Origin of the sequence: Variovorax paradoxus (assembly GCF_029919115.1) — a bacterium.
Lineage (GTDB): Bacteria > Pseudomonadota > Gammaproteobacteria > Burkholderiales > Burkholderiaceae_C > Variovorax > Variovorax paradoxus_O.
In genome coordinates this window covers 3,552,137-3,572,608 of the sequence record NZ_CP123990.1, presented here as the reverse complement: position 1 = coordinate 3,572,608, position 20,472 = coordinate 3,552,137, and the positions used below count along the sequence as shown (strand labels likewise).

General features: G+C 66.3%; 15 protein-coding genes and 1 pseudogene. 7 read left to right on the top strand and 9 right to left on the bottom strand.

Annotated features, from left to right (window positions below):
* Window positions 1–14 precede the first annotated feature (14 nt).
* The 4 genes from QHG62_RS17300 to QHG62_RS17285 form a co-directional block, all read right to left on the bottom strand.
* A complete protein-coding gene (locus QHG62_RS17300) occupies window positions 15–710 on the bottom strand; it encodes a DUF2242 domain-containing protein (RefSeq protein WP_281151689.1) in 696 nt (231 codons plus the stop codon).
* A 98-nt stretch (window positions 711–808) separates the two neighbouring features.
* Window positions 809–1,462: a nucleoside/nucleotide kinase family protein gene (locus QHG62_RS17295; RefSeq protein WP_281146783.1), complete on the bottom strand. Its 654-nt coding sequence runs from the start codon at window positions 1,460–1,462 to the stop codon at window positions 809–811.
* 29 nt (window positions 1,463–1,491) lie between these two features.
* Entirely contained in the window at window positions 1,492–2,763 is a 1,272-nt protein-coding gene (locus QHG62_RS17290) for a Glu/Leu/Phe/Val family dehydrogenase (protein ID WP_281146782.1), read from the bottom strand.
* Between the two features lie 132 nt (window positions 2,764–2,895).
* Window positions 2,896–5,874, bottom strand: a complete 2,979-nt coding sequence (locus QHG62_RS17285) for an L-glutamate gamma-semialdehyde dehydrogenase (protein WP_281146781.1) — start codon at window positions 5,872–5,874, stop codon at window positions 2,896–2,898.
* Window positions 5,875–5,962: 88 nt separating this feature from the next.
* Here QHG62_RS17285 and QHG62_RS17280 point away from each other — a divergent pair, with 88 nt between their 5' ends.
* From QHG62_RS17280 to QHG62_RS17265, 4 genes are all read left to right on the top strand, one after another.
* On the top strand, window positions 5,963–6,436 hold the full coding sequence (locus QHG62_RS17280; protein WP_281146780.1) for an Lrp/AsnC ligand binding domain-containing protein: 474 nt from the start codon (window positions 5,963–5,965) through the stop codon (window positions 6,434–6,436).
* Window positions 6,437–6,607: 171 nt separating this feature from the next.
* Window positions 6,608–8,395, top strand: a complete 1,788-nt coding sequence (locus QHG62_RS17275) for a type IV secretory system conjugative DNA transfer family protein (RefSeq protein WP_281146779.1) — start codon at window positions 6,608–6,610, stop codon at window positions 8,393–8,395.
* 323 nt (window positions 8,396–8,718) lie between these two features.
* The gene (locus tag QHG62_RS17270; RefSeq protein WP_281146778.1) at window positions 8,719–9,954 is read left to right on the top strand and encodes a WD40 repeat domain-containing protein; all 1,236 of its coding nucleotides are present in this window, start codon (window positions 8,719–8,721) and stop codon (window positions 9,952–9,954) included.
* Window positions 9,955–10,062: 108 nt separating this feature from the next.
* Entirely contained in the window at window positions 10,063–12,588 is a 2,526-nt protein-coding gene (locus QHG62_RS17265) for a hypothetical protein (protein WP_281146777.1), read from the top strand.
* A 3-nt stretch (window positions 12,589–12,591) separates the two neighbouring features.
* On the opposite strand, the gene QHG62_RS17260 is transcribed toward QHG62_RS17265, so the two are convergent.
* The gene (locus tag QHG62_RS17260) at window positions 12,592–13,293 is read right to left on the bottom strand and encodes a YggS family pyridoxal phosphate-dependent enzyme (protein WP_281151688.1); all 702 of its coding nucleotides are present in this window, start codon (window positions 13,291–13,293) and stop codon (window positions 12,592–12,594) included.
* A gap of 51 nt (window positions 13,294–13,344) precedes the next feature.
* On the opposite strand from QHG62_RS17260, the pseudogene QHG62_RS17255 reads away from it, so the two are divergent.
* Together QHG62_RS17255 and QHG62_RS17250 are read left to right on the top strand one after the other, a co-directional pair.
* A pseudogene (locus QHG62_RS17255) lies at window positions 13,345–14,181 on the top strand (type IV pilus twitching motility protein PilT); the annotation flags it as partial.
* Window positions 14,182–14,265: 84 nt separating this feature from the next.
* Window positions 14,266–17,016 carry a ligase-associated DNA damage response DEXH box helicase gene (locus QHG62_RS17250; protein ID WP_281146732.1) on the top strand — a complete coding sequence of 917 codons (2,751 nt, stop codon included), beginning with the start codon at window positions 14,266–14,268 and terminating at the stop codon, window positions 17,014–17,016.
* A gap of 15 nt (window positions 17,017–17,031) precedes the next feature.
* Here QHG62_RS17250 and trxC read toward each other — a convergent pair whose 3' ends face one another.
* Window positions 17,032–17,481, bottom strand: a complete 450-nt coding sequence (gene trxC / locus QHG62_RS17245; RefSeq protein WP_281146733.1) for a thioredoxin TrxC — start codon at window positions 17,479–17,481, stop codon at window positions 17,032–17,034.
* A gap of 80 nt (window positions 17,482–17,561) precedes the next feature.
* Between trxC and pdeM the strand changes: the two genes are divergently transcribed.
* Entirely contained in the window at window positions 17,562–18,245 is a 684-nt protein-coding gene (gene pdeM / locus QHG62_RS17240) for a ligase-associated DNA damage response endonuclease PdeM (RefSeq protein ID WP_281146734.1), read from the top strand.
* Window positions 18,246–18,360: 115 nt separating this feature from the next.
* Here pdeM and QHG62_RS17235 read toward each other — a convergent pair whose 3' ends face one another.
* Genes QHG62_RS17235 through QHG62_RS17225 form a run of 3 tightly spaced genes read right to left on the bottom strand, consistent with a single transcriptional unit; the run spans window position 18,361 to window position 20,432 of the window.
* Complete coding sequence (locus tag QHG62_RS17235) at window positions 18,361–18,879, bottom strand: TPM domain-containing protein (RefSeq protein WP_281146735.1); 519 nt, start codon at window positions 18,877–18,879, stop codon at window positions 18,361–18,363.
* Window positions 18,880–18,881: 2 nt separating this feature from the next.
* A complete protein-coding gene (locus QHG62_RS17230) occupies window positions 18,882–19,820 on the bottom strand; it encodes a TPM domain-containing protein (RefSeq protein ID WP_281146736.1) in 939 nt (312 codons plus the stop codon).
* A gap of 12 nt (window positions 19,821–19,832) precedes the next feature.
* The gene (locus QHG62_RS17225; protein WP_281146737.1) at window positions 19,833–20,432 is read right to left on the bottom strand and encodes a LemA family protein; all 600 of its coding nucleotides are present in this window, start codon (window positions 20,430–20,432) and stop codon (window positions 19,833–19,835) included.
* Window positions 20,433–20,472: the final 40 nt, after the last annotated feature.

The following is a 20,472-nucleotide window of genomic DNA, read 5'->3' as shown; positions in this document are numbered from 1 at the left end:
GCGCGGACGCGCAATCAGCCCGGGCTGGGCACCGGCTTCACCGGAAAGGTGGTGGCGGGCGCTCCGGGGTTCAGCGGCGCGGCCGGCCGCGGCGCTTCGGGCGCCACGCTGGGCGCCTCCGGTTCTTCGCCGCCCTGGCCTTCCAGAAAGCGGTCGAGCAGCGCAAAGAAGCGGTCGTAGAAGAGCTCGTCCGTGAGGGTTTCGCTGGCCACCTTGACCATGGCGTCGTCGCTGCCCGCAAAGGGCAGCGAGAGCGAACCGATGGCGCCCACGCCCAGGCTGGCCGAGTTGTTGACCTTCTTGATGCCGTAGCGGTCTTGCAGCGCGGTGGCAAAGGCGACGGTGCTGCGCTTGCCCGACTTGCCGCCTTCGCGCGCGCACACCACCCGAAACTCGACCTCCACATGCACTTCGGCCGCGGGCTGGAAGCTCTTGCGGCCCGTCACCAGGTCGGAGTTGGCGGCGTTGATCATGTAGCCCTGGCTCAGCAGTGCGCGCCGCGCGGCTTCGCAGGTCTGGGCTTCGGTGGCCGTGTAGGTGCGCGTGTGGGTGGTGGTGGAGTCGAACTCCTCGGTCTCGTAGGAGACGCGGCGCGAACTGCTGCTGCCGCAACCGGCGAGCACCAGGGCGGACAACAATCCGAGCGCTAGAACCTTGAAATGAAAAGCAGAAAAGGCAGAGGAAGATAAATTGGGGTGCATGGTCGTCATGAAGCGGCGGCGAATGCTAACCGGCTGGCCTTGCAGCGCCGTCGGCGAAGCTTCGAGCATTGCGCCGCGCCGATGTTCCCCAACTGCACGGGAGATTTTCAGGACCAGTGCAGCACGAAGTGCGCGCGCCCGCGCGTTGCAGCAATGAGCCGCGCATTGGGCGCATCGGTGCCAGCCACCCAGTCGCGCGCGGCTTCGGGGCTGCGGCCGAACTGCTGGTGGCGCTTCAGCAGGCGTTCTTCGCGCACCGCATCGTCGATGTCGACATACCAGACCTCGTCGAGCATGCCCGCGGCGCCCGCCCAAGGCCCGGCATCGTGCAGCAGGTAGTTGCCTTCAGTGATGACCAGCTGGGTCTCTGGCAGCACCGCGATGGCGCCGGCAATCGGCTCTTCGATCTCGCGGCGGAACTCGGGCGCGTACACGATGGGGTCGCCCGGCCCCTGCCCACGCAGCCGCTGCAGCAGCGCGACGTAGCCGGCACTGTCGAAGGTGTCGGGGGCGCCCTTGCGGCCGGCGCGGCCGAGCCGTTGCAGCTCGACATTGGCCAGGTGAAAACCGTCCATCGGCACGACCTGTGCGCGGTCGGCGCCTGCGGCGCGGCGCAGTGCCGCTGCGAGCGTGGACTTGCCCGCGCCGGGCGCGCCGACGAGGCCGAGCAGCTTGCGCTGGCCGCCGGCCATCAGGGCCTGCAGGCGGGCCAGGCCGTCTGCGGGAATCGAGGGGAGTTGTTGCTCGGGGGTGGTGCTCATCCCCCGAGCGTACAACTTGCCTCAGCGAATCAGGGGTACAAACCGCGTTCCTGGCGAGCCATCAAAATGCGTTCGCAGGCGACCGCATAGGTGGCCGTACGCAGCGTGATCTTGTGCTTGTCGGCCGTGTCCCAGATCTGGTTGAGCGCGTTCATCATGATGCGGTCGAGCCGCACGTTGATCTCGTCCTCGTCCCAGAAGAAGGACGAGAAGTCTTGCACCCATTCGAAGTAGCTCACCGTCACGCCGCCGGCATTGCAGATCACGTCTGGCACCACCAGCACGCCGCGTTCGGCAAGGATGTCATCGGCCTGCGGCACCGTGGGGCCGTTGGCGCCTTCGAGCACCAGCTTGGCGGATGTCTTCTGCGCGCGCTCGGCCGTGATCTGGCCTTCGAGCGCGGCCGGAATCAGGATGTCGCACGCCGTGTCCCAGAAGGCTTCGTTCGGCACCACGTCGCCGCCCTTGAAGGCGACCACGCCTTCCTTGTTGGCAATGGGAATGAGCTTTGCCAGGTCGAGGCCGTTGGTGTTGACGATGGTGCCGGTGTGGTCCTGCACCGCGACGATCTTGGCGCCCGCTTCTGCAAAGAGTTCGGCCGCAACCGAGCCCACGTTGCCGAAGCCCTGCACCGCAATGCGCGCACCGCGCAGGTCCATGCCGAGGCGGCGGGCCGCCTCGCGGCCGGTAACGAACACGCCGCGGCCGGTGGCCTTGACGCGGCCGAGCGAGCCGCCCAGGTGCAGCGGCTTGCCGGTGACCACGCCCGTGGCGGTGCCGCCCACATTCATCGAATACGTGTCCATCATCCACGCCATGATCTGGCCGTTGGTGTTGACGTCGGGCGCGGGAATGTCGGTGTGCGGGCCGATGATGATGCCGATCTCGCTGGTGTAGCGGCGGGTGATCTTTTCGAGCTCTTGCAGCGAAAGCTTCTTGGGGTCGACGCGGATGCCGCCCTTGGCGCCGCCGTACGGCAGGTTGACCGCGGCGGTCTTGATGGTCATCCAGGCCGACAGGGCCATCACCTCTTCGAGCGTGACGTCGGGGTGGAAGCGCACGCCGCCCTTGCCCGGGCCGCGGCTCATGTTGTGCTGCACGCGGTAGCCCTCGAAGTGGGCGATGGTGCCGTCGTCCATCTCGATCGGCACGTCGACGATCAGCGCGCGCTTGGGGCGCTTGAGCGTTTCGACCCAGCGGGCCAGCGGGCCGAGGTACGGCACCACGCGGTCGACCTGCGAGAGGTACGTGCCCCAGGGGCTGTTGGCGGTCGGATTGACGAAGGAGAGCTTTTCACTCATGAGAGAACCCTTGGTTTGAACGGATGGCCGCAACAATAGACCTCTCGCGCCCGCTGCGCCATGGCTTATGCGCGCCGCGAAGGCGGTTATGCAAGAGAGGTTTGACCCCGCGGCCGCCCGCGCCTTGGCGCTCTATGCAACGGCGCTCAGCAATGCGGCATTGCCGCCGGCCGCGGTGGTGTTGACCGTGACCGTCTGCTCGGCGCAAAAGCGGTACAGGTAGTGCGGCCCGCCTGCCTTGGGCCCGGTGCCGCTCAGGCCCTCGCCGCCGAAAGGCTGCACGCCGACCACCGCGCCGATGATGTTGCGGTTCACATAGATGTTGCCCACGTGCGCACGCGAGGCCAGCGCCTGGGCGCGCGAATCGATGCGGGTCTGAATGCCGAGCGTGAGGCCGTAGCCCAGCGCGTTGATGCGCTCGATCACCTCCGCGGGGTCGCTCAGCGCGCCGTGGCCCCATCGTGCAATCTGCAGCACCGGGCCGAAGATCTCGCTGGTCACGCTTTCGATGGAAGACACCTCGTAGGCCTGCGGCGCAATCAGGTTGCCTTCCGCATCCGTTGAAGAAGAAGCCGGCGCGAGAAGACGCTTGGCCTCCGAATCCAGCCGCTTCAAATTGCGCCGGATGTTGTCGGCTGCTTCGCTGTCGATCACCGGGCCCACATCGGTCGACAGCAGCGCCGGGTCGCCGGCCGCCACTTCCCCGGCCGCGCCGCGGATCATTTCGATCACCGCGTCGGCAATGCCATCGTGCAGCACCAGCAGCCGCAATGCCGAGCAGCGCTGGCCGGCCGAACGGAATGCACTCTGCACCACGGCATCGACCACCTGCTCGGGCAGCGCGCTCGAGTCGACCAGCATCGCATTGATACCGCCGGTCTCCGCAATCAGCGGCACGATGGGGCCGTCTTTTGCGGCAAGCGCGCGGTGAATGATGCGCGCCACCTGCGTCGAGCCGGTGAACACCACCCCTGCCACGCCCGGCGCGGAGACCAGCGCGGCGCCCACCGTTTCACCCGGGCCGTGCAGCAGTTGCAGCGCATCGGCCGGCACGCCGGCGGCATGCAGCAGCTTCACGGCTTCGAGCGCGACGGCGGGCGTTTGCTCGGCCGGCTTGGCCAGCACGGTGTTGCCGGTGGCAAGCGCCGCCGCCACCTGGCCCATGAAGATCGCGAGCGGAAAATTCCACGGGCTGATGCACACCCACGGACCGCGCGCTGTCAGCCGCAACTCGTTGCTTTCTCCGGTAGGACCGGGCAGCGCCACGGGTTGCATGATGCGTTCCGCTTCATCTGCGTAGTAGCGCAAGAAGTCGATGGCCTCGCGCACTTCGGCCACCGCATCGCCCCACGTCTTGAACGCCTCTTTCACCAGCAGCGCGCAGAAGCGCGGCAGTTCGCGCTGCAGTGCGTCGGCGGCCTGGCGCAGCATGGCGGCGCGGGCCTCGACCGGCGTCTTGCGCCAGTGGCGAAAGCTGGCTGCGCTGGCGGCAACCGCTTTTGCTGTGCTGGCGGGGTCGAACTCTTCGACCCGGGGTACGGCGGTGGCATCCAGCGCCGCAAGCAGCGGCGCACGCATCGACTCGACCGCAAGGTCCACACCCTCGCTGTTGCGCCGCGCAGGCGGTGGGCCGTAGAGCGCCGGCGGCAGCGGCAAGGCGGCGTTCGTCGGTTCGAGCCAGAGGGGCGACATGAGTAGTTCGCCGATGTCCACGTCTTCATCGCCCAGCTGGTTCACGAACGATGAATTGGCGCCGTTCTCGAGCAGGCGCCGCACGAGGTAGGCGAGCAGGTCCTTGTGCTGGCCCACCGGGGCATACACGCGCACCGGCGCGGCGGTGCTCTTCATCACTTCGCGGTAGACGCCCTCGCCCATGCCATGCAACCGCTGCAGTTCGAAAGGTGCCTGGGCCGCCTCGGCCATCTGCAGGATGGCCGCGATGGTGCCCGCGTTGTGCGTGGCGAACTGCGGATAGATCGCATCGGGCGCCGAAAGCAGCGCGCGTGCGCAGGCCAGGTAGCTGATGTCGCTGTGGTGCTTGTGCGTGAAGACCGGGTAGTGCGGCAGGCCGAGCTCCTGCGCACGCTTGATCTCGGCGTCCCAGTAGGCGCCCTTCACCAGCCGGCACATCAGACGCAGGCCGTGTTTGCGCGCCACCGAAGTGACGTGCTCGATCAGTTCGAGCGCGCGCGTCTGGTAGGCCTGCAGTGCAAGGCCAAAGCCGCGCCACTGCGGCTGTTCGGCGGCCACGCGCGCGGCCAGCGCCTCGAACACATCGAGCGAAAGTTCCAGCCGGTCGACCTCTTCGGCGTCGATGGTGAGATTGAGGTTGGCAGCCGCCGCCAGCTCGCACAGCTGCCACACGCGCGGCACCAGCTCGCGCATCACCCGCTCGCTTTGCGTGTATTCGTAGCGCGGATGCAGCGCACTCAGCTTGATGGAAATGCCGTCGTTGTGCTCGGGCGCACGCGCCGCGTCGGCCCCGCCTGCAATGGCCGCGATGGCCTGCGTGTAGCTCTCGAGGTAGCGCAGCGCATCCGCATCGGTGCGCGCGCCTTCGCCGAGCATGTCGTAGCTGAAGCGCAGCGCACCCTGCTTGCGGTGCGCAGAGCGGGCCTCGTCCATGGCCTCTGCAATGGTCTGGCCCAGCACGAACTGGCGGCCCAGCAGTTGCACCGCGCGCAGCGTGGCAGCCACCACCGTGCGCGCGCCAAGCTTGGCCATCAGGCCGGGCGGGTGGTCGCCTTCAGGCAGGAACTTCTTCGACATCGCAATGGCGGCGGAAGACAGGCGCGACAGCGTCGAATCGGCGGTGCCTTCGAAGTCGGCTCGGCCCAATTGGTCGGCCGTGAGCGCAATGGCCGTGGCTGCGTCGGGCACGCGAAGCAGCGCCTCGGCCAGGCGCATGAGCGCCAGGCCTTCGGCACTCGAAATCGGGTACTCGCGCAGCAGGCTTTCCATGGCCCAGAACGGCGGCGGATGGCGGCGCACCGCCTCCACCCAAGGCTTGGCGGCGCTGGCCGCCGCGGCCCAATCGAGTGCGCCCGCCAGCGAGGCGAGCCGGTGAGAGACGACATCCGCTTCAGGGCGGTAGGGGGTGGGCAGGTGCATGGCAGTTCCTTGGTTCTATCCCCTATGGTCTTTGGATATAGGCCGAATCTTTTGCCAAAAAACGATGCGCAAACCGGATAATTCACCAATGCCCGACCTGGACCTGGACCGCATCGATATCCGGCTGCTGAAGATTCTTCAGGATGACGGACGCATTACCAACCTCAAGCTGGCCGAGGCGGTGGCGCTCTCGCCCACCGCGGTGCTGGCGCGGGTGCAGCGGCTCACACGCGACGGCTTCATCCAGGGCTACGAGGCGCGGCTCGATCCGCACAAGCTCGGGCGCGGCCTGACGGTGTTCGTCGAAATCCTGCTCGACCGCACCACCCCCAACGTGTTCGATCAGTTCAAGGCCGCCGTTCACGCGCGCGACGAAATCATGGAATGCCACATGGTTGCGGGCGGCTTCGACTACCTGCTCAAGACCCGCATGGCCGACATGGCGGCGTACCGCGACTTTGCGGGCACGGTGCTGTGGCAGCTGCCCGGCGTGCGAGAGACGCGCACCTACGCGGTGATGGAAGAAGTGAAGAGCAGCGCGCGGCTGCCGCTGGGTATATAGCGCGCGACAACGCGAGCAAAGGGTAGCGGCGGCTACTCAGTCAGTCGTGCTTTCCATGAAGAAGTTGGCAACAGGGCCGCAGTCTTGTGTTCGACGGGCCACTGCACAACCTGCCGCGGCTGACCCGGCTTGTATAAGCACTTCCTTATTAAAAGGGAGGTGACTCAGCATATGAGCACAAGCAAGGTACTTTTCGCGTTGGCGGTACTTCTGGGGGTCTTGGCAGGTGGCTGGTTCCTTTCCAATTACCTTGTTCTGCTCATCCTCGATCTGCGAGACGCACCGCTGGCCTGGAACACGTGGTGGCAATACATGCAGGCGGCAGGCCTGCCGCAGTACGCGCCCTACGCCACCAAGATCAAGCTCAGCGGCGCCATGGGCTTCGGCGTACCGCTGTTGGGCTGGGCCGCATTGCTCATCCCGCTCTTTCGGGCCAAGGCCGAATCCCTGCACGGCGACGCCAGCTTCGCCGAACTTTCCGATCTCAAGAAAGCCGGCCTGCTCGCGCAGACCCCGCAAAGCATCCTCATCGGCAAGTACAAAGGCCAGTACCTGTGGCTGGGCGGTGCCCAGCACGTCATCACGGTCAGCCCGACCCGTTCAGGCAAGACCACCAGCATTGCCATTCCGGTGCTGTTGTCGTATTTGCACTCGATGGTCGTGCTCGACCTCAAGGGCGAGCTGCGCAAAGCCACCAGCGGCTGGCGCGAGTCGCAGGGTCACACCATCTATGTGTGGGCCCCCTATGACGACCAGGGAAAGACCCATCGCTTCAACGCCTTCACCCTGCTGGTGGGCATGGATGCGGGCAAGCGCATTGGCGAAATCCAGACCATCGCCGCCATTCTTTACCCGGACGAGCCCGGCAAAGACCCCTTCTGGACGAGCCAGGGCCGCGCCGCCTTCACCGCCTTCGCCTCCTACATGTTCGAGGCATGGGACAACTGGGGCCGGACTCTCGGGCGCGCACAGGACCCGAACACCGACGAGAACTTTCCCAGTCTCGAACGCATCCTGCACCTGTCCAGCGGCGCCGACGGCCAGGGCACCTTGGCAATGCTCAAGGCGATCTTGAACGAACCGCAGCAGTCCCGCTTCATCAGCACGCAAACGCGCACTGTGTTCGGCAACCTCGCGGGCCTGGCCGAGCAGACTTTCTCGTCGGTGATCGCCACCATGCAGGCGCCGCTGCAGCAGTTCCTCAGTCCGGTGTTGGCCGCGGCCACCAACGCCACCGACTTCGACATTACCGCCATCCGCAAACGCCCGACCACCCTGTACGTCGATATCCCGACCAACAAGCTCGACGAAAGCGGCAAGCTGCTGAACATCTTCTTCAGCAGCGTGATCGGCAACAACCTTACCAAGCAACTGGGTGACGAGCCGGACCTGAAATACCAGATGCTCATGCTGATGGACGAATTCACCGCCATGGGGCGAGTGGATGTGTGGGCCAAGCGCATCTCGATTTCGGCCAGCTACGGCGTGCGCGACCTGTGCATCGTGCAAAGCCGCGCGCAGCTGCGCTCGGCCTACGGCGACAACGACGCACAGAACTTCATCACCAATCACGGCGCACAGATCGTGTTTGCGCCACGCGAGCAAAGCGATGCGGCCGAATACAGCGAGATGCTGGGCTACAAGACCATCCGCAAGGAGCACCGCAGCACCAGCCGAGGCGGCGGCTCCAACCAGGTCTCGACCAACCACACCGAAGAGCGCCGGGCCCTGTTTCTGCCGCAGGAGATCAAGGAGCTGCCCGCCGACGAGGAGTTGATCTTCTATGAAGGCTGCAAGCCCATCCGGGCGAACAAGAACTGGTTCTTCAAGGACAAGGTTTTCAAGGAGCGGGCGAGCATGGCGCCGGTGGAGATCAAGGCATCGACTTCGGAGACTCGATTCAAGGTCCCTGTCCATGCAACGGAGCAAGGACGGCATGTTCTTGAACAGGGTGGATGAAATAAGACTGTGCACTTCCATTGCGGCTGGATTGCGGCGGGGATTTCATGTCACAGATCGCGAACGTCAGACCTTTGCCAACTGGTGATCGGTGACACCCCTGACCGGCTCATTCATATCTACAAATTGCATCGCGGGCGCTGAGCGCCCTCGCAAATGACACACCAGGGAGTAGAAAAAATCATGTCGACCACACTCACGACTGCCCAACTGCTGGGGCTCACCCGGTCGCCATCGCCACCGCCGGGCTTTGTGGCCGTTCCGGCAGATCGATGGCCCTTGCCGCTGCACGTCGCAAGCGAAGAAGCAGCAGGGGCGGCCCCATGACCATCAAGACCTTTTTCGCCGGCGTGGCGGTGCTGGCGCTCCTCTTCCTGAACGGTTGCAGCGCGCGCGCCACACCCGTGATGGAAGAAACAGGTGTGCTGGAACTTCCCTACACCGTTCAATCGTTGGCTTGGCATCCCGATGGCCGCCTACTGGCGGTGGGCTACTTCATGCGCGATGTTGTGGAAGTGTGGGATGTGCATACGAAGAAGCCTGTGTTCTCGGTGCCAAGCAAGCGCTGGGTAGGGAATCACTCGGGGCAGGACCTGCTGTTCAGCCCGGATGGAAAGTATCTGATCGTCCAGGACTACCAGGATGTCAAGCATGGAGAGCTCAAGGTTCCAGAAAGCATCGATGAGGCCGCGGAGATCGCAGCGCGAAATGACAAGGATCGCTATGTGCTCGCTCGGGTGTGGGACGTTGTCCAGCGGCGGGAAGTGGCCCAGATCAAAGGTCCGGGAACAAGGCGCATAGGCGCTACGTCAAGAGCCATGTGCGTGCTGGCAAACGGCAGCACATTGGCCGTACTGCGTGCGACAGGCGTCGCAGTGTACGGCTTGCCATCTGGAGCACTCGAAAGCGAACTTGATCTTGCACATCCCTTCAACGACCGGCCACAAGTTGGACGCTCTTACGAGACGATGAGCTGCAACCCGCTCCGCGATGAGGTCTCTTTGGGGGCACTGCAGTTTTTTCGCGATGCGGAGAAGTTTGGCTTGACGAACTGGACGGGCGCAACGGCCATCGTCATTGCCGATCTTGAGCGAAATGCCATCAAGAAGGTCTTGTTCAGCGCCACTCCTCTCAACGGTGTGGCCTACAGCGCCGATGGCAGCAAGCTCGTGTCCTTCGGCATGTCGCCCATCCGGGTGTGGGATGCGAAGAGGGACTTCGCGGCGCTTGGCGAGATCGAGAACCCGCCCCAGCTGGACTGGGTTCGCGCACAGCGCACTCCTATAGACGTTCTTCATCCTCCAGCCGATGCACCGCGTGGTAACTCGGGCGACTTGACTGCCGTTCCTGCCTCGGACGTCATGGTTGGTGTGGCCTCTGACTTTCATTTCTGGGACGCGACGCAACGCCGCATCGTGGCGACAGTGCGCTCGCCTCGCGACGTATCGCGCCTTGCCGTGCACAAGCCAAGCGCCATCCTGGCGGCGGCTGTGATCAATCGGGTTCTTTTCTATCGGATCGATGCTGCGGCTTTGCAGCGCGCCACCAAGGGAGAGTAAGTAAGCATGAGAACTTTGACCACGGCCCAATTCTTGGCCCTGACGCGTCCAGACAGGGATACGCCACCGCCTACAGGATTTGTAGCGGTGCCTGCGAATCGATTGACCTTGCCGAGAGACGTGGAGAGCGTCCGCATTGATTACAAAGCCTTCTTCAACCCCACCACCAATGAACTGGTCATCACCGGCACGCCAAGGGCAATGCCCCGCCTGGATCTGGTGACGCAAAAAGAGATTGAAGACACCAACATCTTCTCGGACACCGTGCGCATCATCCGCGGCCCGCAGGCAGGGGGATTCAGCGAGCCGGCCGCTCCTGTAAATCAGACAGTGATGCTGGTTGAGGGTCTGGCTGGCAGCGACGAAAGCCCCTACCACAACGCCACCGTCAGCTTCGCTGCCGAAGGTGCGGTCGGCTTGGCCTTTTCCGCAGCGTCCTATGAGTTACGCAGCGGAACCAACTCACAGGTCAATGTCGGCAGCACGGTCACCCTGAACGCCTGGACCGGCCAATGGACACCCGACGCTAGCACCGACACGGGCGTGCTCGATGTCCGCACGCCCCACCCCGCCAACGGCGACCCCGGCATCGGCAGCCTGCGCGTGGGCCCTGAACCCTGGAAGCCGGGCGGCGTGGTGGCCGCGGTCAACACCGGCAACGCCCTGCTGGCCGGCGGACTGGCCGATATCGGCACCCAAGGCGCGATGGCCATGGCTGAATCGCTGACCGGCAAATTGGGCGGCAAGGTCCTTGGCGAAGGCGCCGCCTGGATCGCGGACAAGCTCATCGGCAATGGCGCCGAGGCCTTGACGGAACCGGCAGCCGACGCCGCCGCGAGCGCTGTCGCCAATTACATCGACAGCCCCGCGCGGGCCGTCAAGGCATTGGGCTGGCAGGCCCACCTCACGCCGGCCGAAACCGCTCAGGTCGTTCAGCAAGGCATCGGGCAAGGTCAGTGGAACGTCATGCATGGCCTGAGCCCCGCGGGCTATGCGGTCGACGGCACGTATTACGAGCACTCCGGAACAGCCACCGTCGCCGGCGCGGGCAGCACGGCGCAAACCCGGCAACCCGCCGTGCAGGTCACCACCTGGCGCGACGAGACGACCGGCGCCATCATGGAGGCGCGCCTCTCCGGCCAACGGGTAGATGATCAGTTCCAGGCCGGCCCGGCGAGCGTCTTCGCCTCGGGCATGGACACCGCGGGGCGCATGGTCCTGAAGGGGAGCGCGGCGCAAAGCGTGGCCGACTATCAGATGCGCCCCGCCGCTTCGGCGGGCACCGGGGGCGCAACTCCGGAAGACCCGGCTCTGGCACCCGTGGTGGTGGAGGCAGGAAGCGGCCTCGGCACCTACACCACCGTCAGCATCCAGACCCACGCCAATGGCGCCGCGAGCTTCGACTTCGTGGGCGAGGACGGCAGCCGCGCGTGGGTGATGCACGATGCGGAAACCGGCCACCGCACCGTGACCATCAACAGCGGGCAAGAGGTGGCAGGCGAGCCGCGCACCGTCATCTATGAACTTGACCGCAGCGGCGGGCGCGTCGGACACGAGCGCTACTTCGACGCCGCCGGCACACCCGTCAACGAGCAGGGGCTGGTGCCGCCGTCGCAGGCTGACGTGGTGCCTGCGCCTGCAAGGGCTCCTGCGCAGCAGGAACCCATTCCCCAGATCATCACGCATGAATCGCGCATCGTGCCCACGCCGGGCGGCATGAGCTTTGCCGAGGCGCACCGTCGCCGCGACGAGCCCGAGCAGATTTCTGCGGGCTCGTTGCAGCCGGTGGGCAAGCTCGATGAAATCCACCGGACAAAAGGCAGTCCGCTGTACCGGGTGCACCAAGCGCAGGAACAGGCCCTGATGCGCGACCTGGGCATCGCGCAGGCGCAGGACAGGGAGCGGTTCAGGAACGAGCCGAGTCCTCAAAGGACGCTGCAGCCTTCGGTGGAGCGCGCGCAGGAGCGTGCGCCGGAACGCGCGCAGGAACCCGTGCAGGAGCAGGCGCCGGCCCCGAGCCGAGGAGAGCATGTGCCGAACCGTCAAGGCGCCCCCGAGGAGCGCGCCGCCACGCCCCTGGCTTCGCAGCCGATGGCCCAGCCCGCTGCGGCAGCCATTGCGGCGGCGCACGCCGAATTGGCCGCGATGCGGCAGCAGGTGGCACGCATGGCCGAGCAGCACAGGCCAGTCGGCCTGGAGCGGCGCGATGAACGGGATCCGATATCCGCAACGGCCGCAACGGCTGTGGCTGACACGAGCCGCCCGCTTCTGCGCGATTTCAGCGACCCGAGCCATCCCCAAACTGCGCTGTACAGCACCCTCAAAGACCTCCTCCCGAAGGGCACCTCCGAAGAACGCCTGGCCCAAGGCACGGCCGCCTGCCACCGGTCGAGAATTACGGAGAAAGACCTGTCGGGTATTTATATTGGCGACAAGTCGGTGGTCTTCGCCTCCCGCTCGCTCTTTGCCGTGCCAGCACAGATGGACATCAGCCAGCCCGCACCCAGCGTTCAGCAGAGCGATCAGCACATCCTGCGAACCGACCAGCAGCGGGAGCAAATAATGAGCGAGATTCGGACACAGGCCGTAGCGCAAGCCAACCAGCAACAGGGCTCGGTGCTGGGCGGCCCCTGATTGTCAGGCAGGTTTTTGCGGCCGCCCACCGAAGATGGCCGTACCTATGCGAACCATCGTGCTACCCGCGCTGATGGCGGCTTCCAGGTCGGCACTCATGCCCAGCGAAAGCGTATCGATCTCGATGCCCGCCGCCCGAATGGCGTCGTAAACCGCACGGGCGCGCAGGCACAGTTCGCGTTGCGCGGCGAAATCCGGCGCCGGTTCCGGAATGGCCATGACCCCACGCAGCCGCAAATGTGGCAAAGCCGCCACAGCGCGCGCAAGCGGCAGAGCCTCTTCCGGAGGCACACCTGACTTGTTCGCGCCGCCGTCCACATTGACCTGCAGGCACACCTGCAGCGGCGGCAAATGCACCGGCCGCTGTGCCGAAAGGCGCTCGGCAATCTTGAGCCGGTCGATGCTGTGCACCCAGTCGAAATGCTCGGCCACGGGCCGCGTCTTGTTGCTTTGCAGAGGGCCGATGCAGTGCCACTCGAGCTCCGCACGCAGATCGGAAAGCGCCTCGATCTTGTCCAGGCCCTCTTGCACATAGTTCTCGCCGAACGCCCGCTGGCCTGCCCCGTGGGCCTCGCGCACGGCCTCCGGACCGAAGGTCTTGGACACCGCCAGCAGCCGGACTTCGGCCGGGTTGCGCCCCTCGGAGGCGCAGGCCCTTTCGATCCGGTTCTTTACTTGCTGGAGGTCGTCGCCAATCATCGTCATAATCGTCCAAAATCGTATCAAAACGTCACCGAACTCGAGCCGAGGAGCCCCGTGGACATTACCCAACTGCTGGCATTCAGCGTCAAGAACAAAGCCTCCGACCTGCATTTGTCGGCCGGCCTGCCCCCGATGATTCGCGTCCATGGCGACGTGCGGCGCATCAACGTCGATGCGCTCGACCACAAGGCGGTGCACGCCATGGTGTACGACATCATGAGCGACACCCACCGCAAGCACTACGAAGAGTTTCTGGAGGTCGACTTCTCCTTCGAGATCGACGGCCTCGCCCGCTTTCGCGTGAACGCCTTCAACCAGGCACGCGGCGCGGCCGCCGTGTTCCGGACCATTCCTTCGAAGATCCTGACGCTGGAGCAGCTCAACGCGCCCAAGATTTTCGCGGAACTGGCGCTCAAGCCGCGCGGCCTGGTGCTGGTGACGGGGCCCACGGGCTCGGGCAAGTCGACCACGCTGGCCGCGATGGTCAACTACCTGAACGAAAACGAGTACGGCCACATCCTCACGGTGGAAGACCCGATCGAATTCGTGCACGAATCGAAGAAGTGCCTCATCAACCAGCGCGAAGTGGGGCCGATGACGCTGTCGTTCTCGAACGCGCTGCGCTCTGCCCTGCGCGAAGACCCGGACGCCATTCTGGTGGGCGAGTTGCGCGACCTGGAAACCATTCGCCTGGCAATGACCGCCGCCGAAACGGGCCACCTGGTGTTCGGCACGCTGCACACCTCGTCGGCCGCCAAGACCATCGACCGGATCATCGACGTGTTCCCGGGCGAGGAAAAGGAAATGATCCGCGCCATGCTGTCGGAGTCGCTGCAGGCCGTGATCTCGCAAACGCTGTGCAAGACCAAGGACGGCCAGGGCCGCGTGGCGGCGCACGAGATCATGCTGGGCACGCCCGCCATCCGCAATTTGATTCGCGAGGCCAAGGTGGCGCCTGGCTGCGCTGCTGCCGTCATGACTGCGCCGGTGGACCCCGAATTTCTCCCTCCCCTCCCGGGGGAGGGCAGGGGTGGGGGCAAGCGGCGCAACAAAGGCCAGCCGCTTGTCGAAGGCCGCTTGCCCCCATCCCAGCCTTCCCCCGGGAGGGGAAGGAGCAAGACAGCAGTCAAGGCGGCGCTCGATGCATGGTTTGCCGCTCGCGGCTGGAAGCCCTTCAAGTTCCAGCGCGATGTGTGGAAAGCCATCGCGCAAGGAAAGTCCGGCATGCTGCATGCCACCACCGGCGCGGGCAAGACCTACGCCGTGTGGCTTGGCGCGCTTCAAGTCTTCTCTCAAGCCAAGAAGGAAACCGCGCGCCCCACAGCGCCGCCGCTCACGGTGCTGTGGCTCACACCCATGCGCGCGCTCGCGGCCGACACGCTGCGTGCGCTCAAGCAGCCACTCGAAGCGCTGGGCGCCGAGGTGCATCCGTGGAGCGCCGGCGCACGCAGCGGCGACACATCGTCCACCGAGCGCGCAGCGCAGAACGAGCGCCTGCCCACCGTGCTCGTCACCACGCCAGAGAGCCTCTCGCTGCTGCTCGCGCGCGCCGATGCCAGCGAGGTGCTCGGCCGCGTGAAGATGGTGGTGGTCGACGAATGGCACGAGCTGCTCGGCAACAAGCGCGGCGTGCAGGTGCAACTGGCGCTTGCGCGGCTCCGGCGCTGGAACGCGGGGCTCGCGGTGTGGGGCATGTCGGCCACGCTGGGCAACCTGCAAGAGGCCATGCGCGCATTGCTCGGCGACGAGGAGGGCGTGCTCGTTCAGGGCGCGGTGCCCAAGAAGCTGGTCGTCGATTCGCTGCTGCCCGGCCGCGCCGAGCGCTTTCCGTGGGGAGGGCACCTGGGGCTCACGATGCTGCCGCAAGTGCTCGATGAAATTGCCGCCAGCAGCACCACGCTGGTGTTCACCAACACGCGGTCGCAATCGGAGATCTGGTACCAGGCCATGCTCGAGGCGCGGCCCGAATGGGCGGGCACCATTGCGCTGCACCACGGCTCGCTCGACCGCGCGGTGCGCGAGTGGGTGGAGCTTGGCCTGAAGAGCGGCGAGCTCAAGGCGGTGGTCTGCACATCGAGCCTCGACCTGGGCGTCGACTTCCTGCCGGTCGAGCGCGTGCTGCAGATCGGCTCGCCCAAGGGCGTGGCGCGGCTGCTGCAGCGCGCCGGGCGTTCGGGCCATGCGCCGGGCCGGCCGTCGCGCATCACGCTCGTGCCCACGCACAGCATCGAGATGGTCGAAGGGGCTGCCGCGCGCGCGGCCATTGCGGCAGGGCACATCGAGGCGCGCCACACGCCGGTGCAGCCGCTCGACGTGCTGGTGCAGCACCTCGTCACGGTGGCGCTCGGCGGCGGCTTCGTGCCCGACGACCTCTATGCAGAAGTGCGCGGCACCGCGGCCTATGCAGGGCTCTCGCGGGAGAGCTGGGAGTGGTGCCTGTCCTTCGTCTCCCAGGGCGGCCCTTCGCTGGCCGCGTATCCCGACTACCGCCGCGCGGTGCCCGATGCGGAAGGCGTCTGGCGCGTGCCGGACGCGCGGCTCGCACGCCGGCACCGCATGAACATCGGCACCATCGTGAGCGATGCCAGCATGGCCGTGCAGTACATGGGCGGCGGCAAGATCGGCAGCGTCGAAGAAGGCTTTGTTGCGCGCATGAAGCCCGGTGATTGCTTCCTGTTCGGCGGCCGGTTGCTCGAGCTCGTGCGCATCCACGACATGACGGCCTGGGTGCGGCGCGCCACCGGCAAGCGCGCCGCGGTGCCGCGCTGGAACGGCGGGCGCATGCCGCTTTCGACCACGCTGGCCGATGCCGTGGTGCAGCAGCTCGCATTGGCCGGCGAAGGACGCTATGACTCACCCGAACTGCAGTGCGTGCGTCCGCTGCTGGAGATCCAGCAGCAATGGTCGGCCCTGCCCACGCCGCAAACCCTGCTGGCCGAAACGTTGACGACGCGCGAGGGCTCGCACCTGTTCCTCTATCCGTTCGCGGGGCGGCACGTGCACCTGGGGCTCGCGAGCCTGTTGGCCTGGCGCGTGGCGCAGCACGATGCGCGCACCTTCTCCATTGCGGTGAACGACTACGGCTTCGAACTGCTGAGCGCCGTGCCGGTCGATTGGCCCGCGCTGCTGCCGCAGGTCTTGCGCTTGCCGCAAGGCGAAGATGCGCACGCCGAACTGCTGCACGAAGTGCTGGCTTCGCTCAACGCGGGCGAATTGGCGCAGCGCCGCTTTCGCGAAATTGCGCGTGTGTCGGGCCTCATCTTCCAGGGCTACCCCGGCGAGAAGCGCAGCAACCGGCAGCTGCAGGCCTCGTCGTCGCTGTTCTGGGAGGTGTTCCGCAAGTACGACCCCGCCAACAAGCTGCTGCTGCAGGCCGAGCAGGAACTGCTCGCGCAAGAGCTCGAAATAGGCCGGCTGCGTGCCAGCCTCGCGCGCATGGCGACTCAGCAGCTGGTGCTGAGGCCGCTCGAGCGGCCGACGCCGTTTTCTTTTCCGCTCATGGTCGAGCTGTTCCGCGAAAAGCTGTCGAACGAGAACGTGGCCGACCGCATCGCGCGCATGGTCGAGCAACTCGAAAAAGCCGCGGGCGGCGTGGTCACCGCCGGAGGAATCGAACGCGTGAAGAGCACGCTCGCGTTCGGCCAGGAAGGGCCGGGCAAGCCACCCGCGCCGCAGCGCCAGCGCAGGCCGCCCTCGCGCCGCTCACGGCCTTTGCCGCCACTTTGAGGTGAGCCGCCCGGCTCAGCCCGCGCCGTGCGCCTTGACCCAGCGCACGATGTCCGCCGCGCCCATGGCACCGGCCTGCCGCGCCACCTCGCGGCCACCGCGAAACAGCGCCAGCGTGGGGATGCTGCGGATGTTGAAGCGCGCACCCAGGTTGGGCACGGCCTCCGTATCGACCTTGGCCAGCCGCACCCGCGGCTCCAGCTGGGCCGCAGCCTGCTCGTAGGCCGGCGCCATCTGGCGGCAGGGGCCGCACCATGGCGCCCAGAAGTCCACCAGCACCGGAATTTCATTGCGTGCAATGTGGCGGTCGAAGGTCTTTTCGTCCGGCAGCGCGGTCGAATGGCCGGCGAACAGCGGGCGATGGCAACTGCCGCAATCGGGCGCACTGCCCAGTTGTGCCGCGCGCACGCGGTTGGTCGTGTGGCAGTGCGGGCAGACGATGTGCAGCGATGGCGTTTCGGTCATGCCGAAGAACTGGGGTCCGCGGGGGTGAATTGCAAGTGACGGCCGGCCGCACCCGCCGGCTTTTGCGACACTTGGTGCCAGTGACTTCCCCGCAACTTTCCTCGTCGGCCCTGCCGCTCCGGTGGGCCGGCGAACTGCTTCATCTGCTGCCCGAACGTGCCATCTGGTGGCCCGACGGCCGTGTGCTGTTCATCGCCGACTTGCATATCGGCAAGGCCGCGACCTATCGGGCGCTGGGGCAGCCGGTGCCGGGCGGCACCACGCAGCAGAACCTGGCGCGGCTCGATGGATTGATCGCTGCCCATGCGCCGCAGCGCATCGTGTTTCTCGGCGACTTCATGCATGCGGCGCAGGCGCGCACGCCGCAAGTGCTGGCCGCGCTCGCCGACTGGCGCGCCGCGCACCGGGTCGTCGGCATGACGCTGGTGCGGGGCAATCACGACAGCCGTGCGGGCGATCCGCCAGAGGCCCTCGACATTGAGGTGGTCGACGAGCCCTATCTGCTCGGCCCCTTCGCCTGCTGCCACCACCCGCAATCGCATGCCACCCATTTCGTGTTGGCCGGGCACCTGCACCCGGTGTGCAAGCTTTACGGGCCGGGTCGGGACAGCGTGCGGCTGCCGTGTTTCGTGAGCGATGACCAGCAGGCCGTGCTGCCGGCGTTCGGCGAGTTCACGGGCGGATGGCTGTTGGAGCGGGCGCCCGGGCGGCGCTTCTACGCGGTGGGCGGTGAAACGGTGTGGGCGCTACCGGCGCCGGATTGAGGTCTTCGCTCCTTCCCCCTCCGGGGGAAGGCTGGGATGGGGGCAGGCAGAGCGCACCCATCGCCAGCGCCGCTTGCCCCCACCCCGGCCCTCCCCCGGGAGGGGAGGGAGAAATTCAAAGAACCACGGGCGCGTCCGGCAGCTCGTTGGTATCGGGCTGATCGTCCGCCAGCGGAAAGTGCTCGACCAGCAAGGCCGACATTTCTTCGAGCGCCTGCGTGATCCCGTCTTCGAACCGCCCTTCGCGAAACGCCGCTCCCATGCGCTGCGTCATCGCGGACCATTCGGCGGCACTGACCCGTGCGTTGATGCCGCGGTCGGCCACGATCTCTATCGCGTGCTCGGCCAGCAGCAGGTAGATGAGCACGCCGTTGTTGTGCTCGGTGTCCCACACGCGCAACTTGCCGAACATCGTGACGGCACGTTCGCGCGCCGAGGCATCCCGCCGCAGGTAAGACCAGGGCAGGCCCGCCTCCACGCAGATGCGGATCTCGCCGCTGTGGCGCCTTTCGCTTGCAGCCACGCGCGCGGCAAGGCGCTCCATGGCGGCGTCGGGCAGCACGCGGCGCACATCGGCCTCGTCCATCCACTGGTGGCGCCAGATGCGGCCGAGCCTGGAGAAAAGCGTTGCCATGCCTACCAGTCCCCCGAGGCGCCGCCGCCCCCGAAATCGCCGCCGCCGCCGGAGCTGAAACCGCCGCTGTCTCCGCTGCTGCCGCTGCCGCTGCTCCAGCCGCCGCCTCCACCACCGCCGCTCCAGCCGCCGCCGCCACCACCCCGGCCTCGGCGCGTGGGGGCCGATGCAGCCGCCGCCGAGAACAGCGAAACCATCAGCGCCACAAAGCCCGCCAGCACCGCGATGACGATGCTGGTCGTGATGAAGAACGCAATCGCGCCAATGCCGCCGCCCATGACCACCGAGCCGAGCTTCTTGCCGACGACCGAGCGCACGATGGGCGCCGCCACGAAGACGCCGACGAACAGGAAGATCGCCAGGTTCTCCCAGTCGATACCGTCGCCGAAGCCGGAGCTTTCGTCTCCACCGCTGGAAGGCTCGGGCAGCGCCTCGCCGTCGACCAGGCCGATGAGCCGGGCCACCGCCGCGTTCAGCCCGCCCGCAAAGTCGTTGTTGCGAAAGCGCGGCTTCATCTCTTCGTCGATGATGCGAATGGCGGCCAGGTCGGGCACCGCGCCTTCCAGCGTCTTGGCCACTTCGATGCGCATCTTGCGATCGTTCTTGGCCACGATCACCAGGATGCCGTCGCCCACGTCCTTGCGCCCGATCTTCCAGGCGTTGCCCACGCGGTTGGCATAGCTCGCAATGTCTTCAGGCTGGGTGGTGGGCACCATCAGCACCACCATCTGCGAGCCCTTGCGCTGCTCGAAGGCGGCCAGCTTGGCATCGAGGTCGGCGCGCTCCGGTTCGGCCAGCGTCTGCGTCTGGTCGATCACCCGCGCCGTGAGCGTGGGCACCGGCAGAAGGTCTTGCGCCCATGCACCGGCCGCAAGACCGGCCCACGCCGTGGCCGCCAGCAGAACGGCGGCCAGCACGCGGCGTATCAGGACAAGGGCCATCGAGTGGCTGTCTTACTTCTTGGGAGCGCTGAAATCGACGGTCGGCGGCGTCGAGATCTGCGCTTCGTTCTGCACCGAGAAGTTGGGCTTCGGCTCATAGCTGAAGATCTTGGCCGTGATGTTCGTCGGGAAGCTGCGCGCCAGCACGTTGTACTCCTGCACCGTCTGGATGTAGCGGTTGCGCGCCACGGTAATGCGGTTCTCGGTGCCTTCCAGCGTCACGCGCAGGTCGCGGAAAGCCTGGTTGGCCTTCAGCTCCGGGTAGCGCTCCGACACCACCATCAGCCGCGACAGCGCCGACGAGAGCTCGCCCTGCGCCTGCTGGAACTTGTTGAACGCCTCGGGGTTGTTCAGCGTCTCGGGCGTCACCTGGATCGACGTGGCCTTGGCCCGCGCCTCGATCACCTTGGTGAGCGTGTCCTGCTCGAAGCTGGCCTCACCCTTCACGGTGGCCACGATGTTGGGCACGAGGTCGGCACGCCGCTGGTACTGGTTGAGCACCTCGCTCCAGGCCGATTTGCTCGTCTCGTCGAGCGACTGGAACTGGTTGTAGCCGCATCCGCTCAGGGACAGGACCGCAGCAAGAATCAAGAGCCACCGTTTCAGCATCATTTTCATTACCTCCGCAGAAGAGCCGGAAGTTAGCATAGAT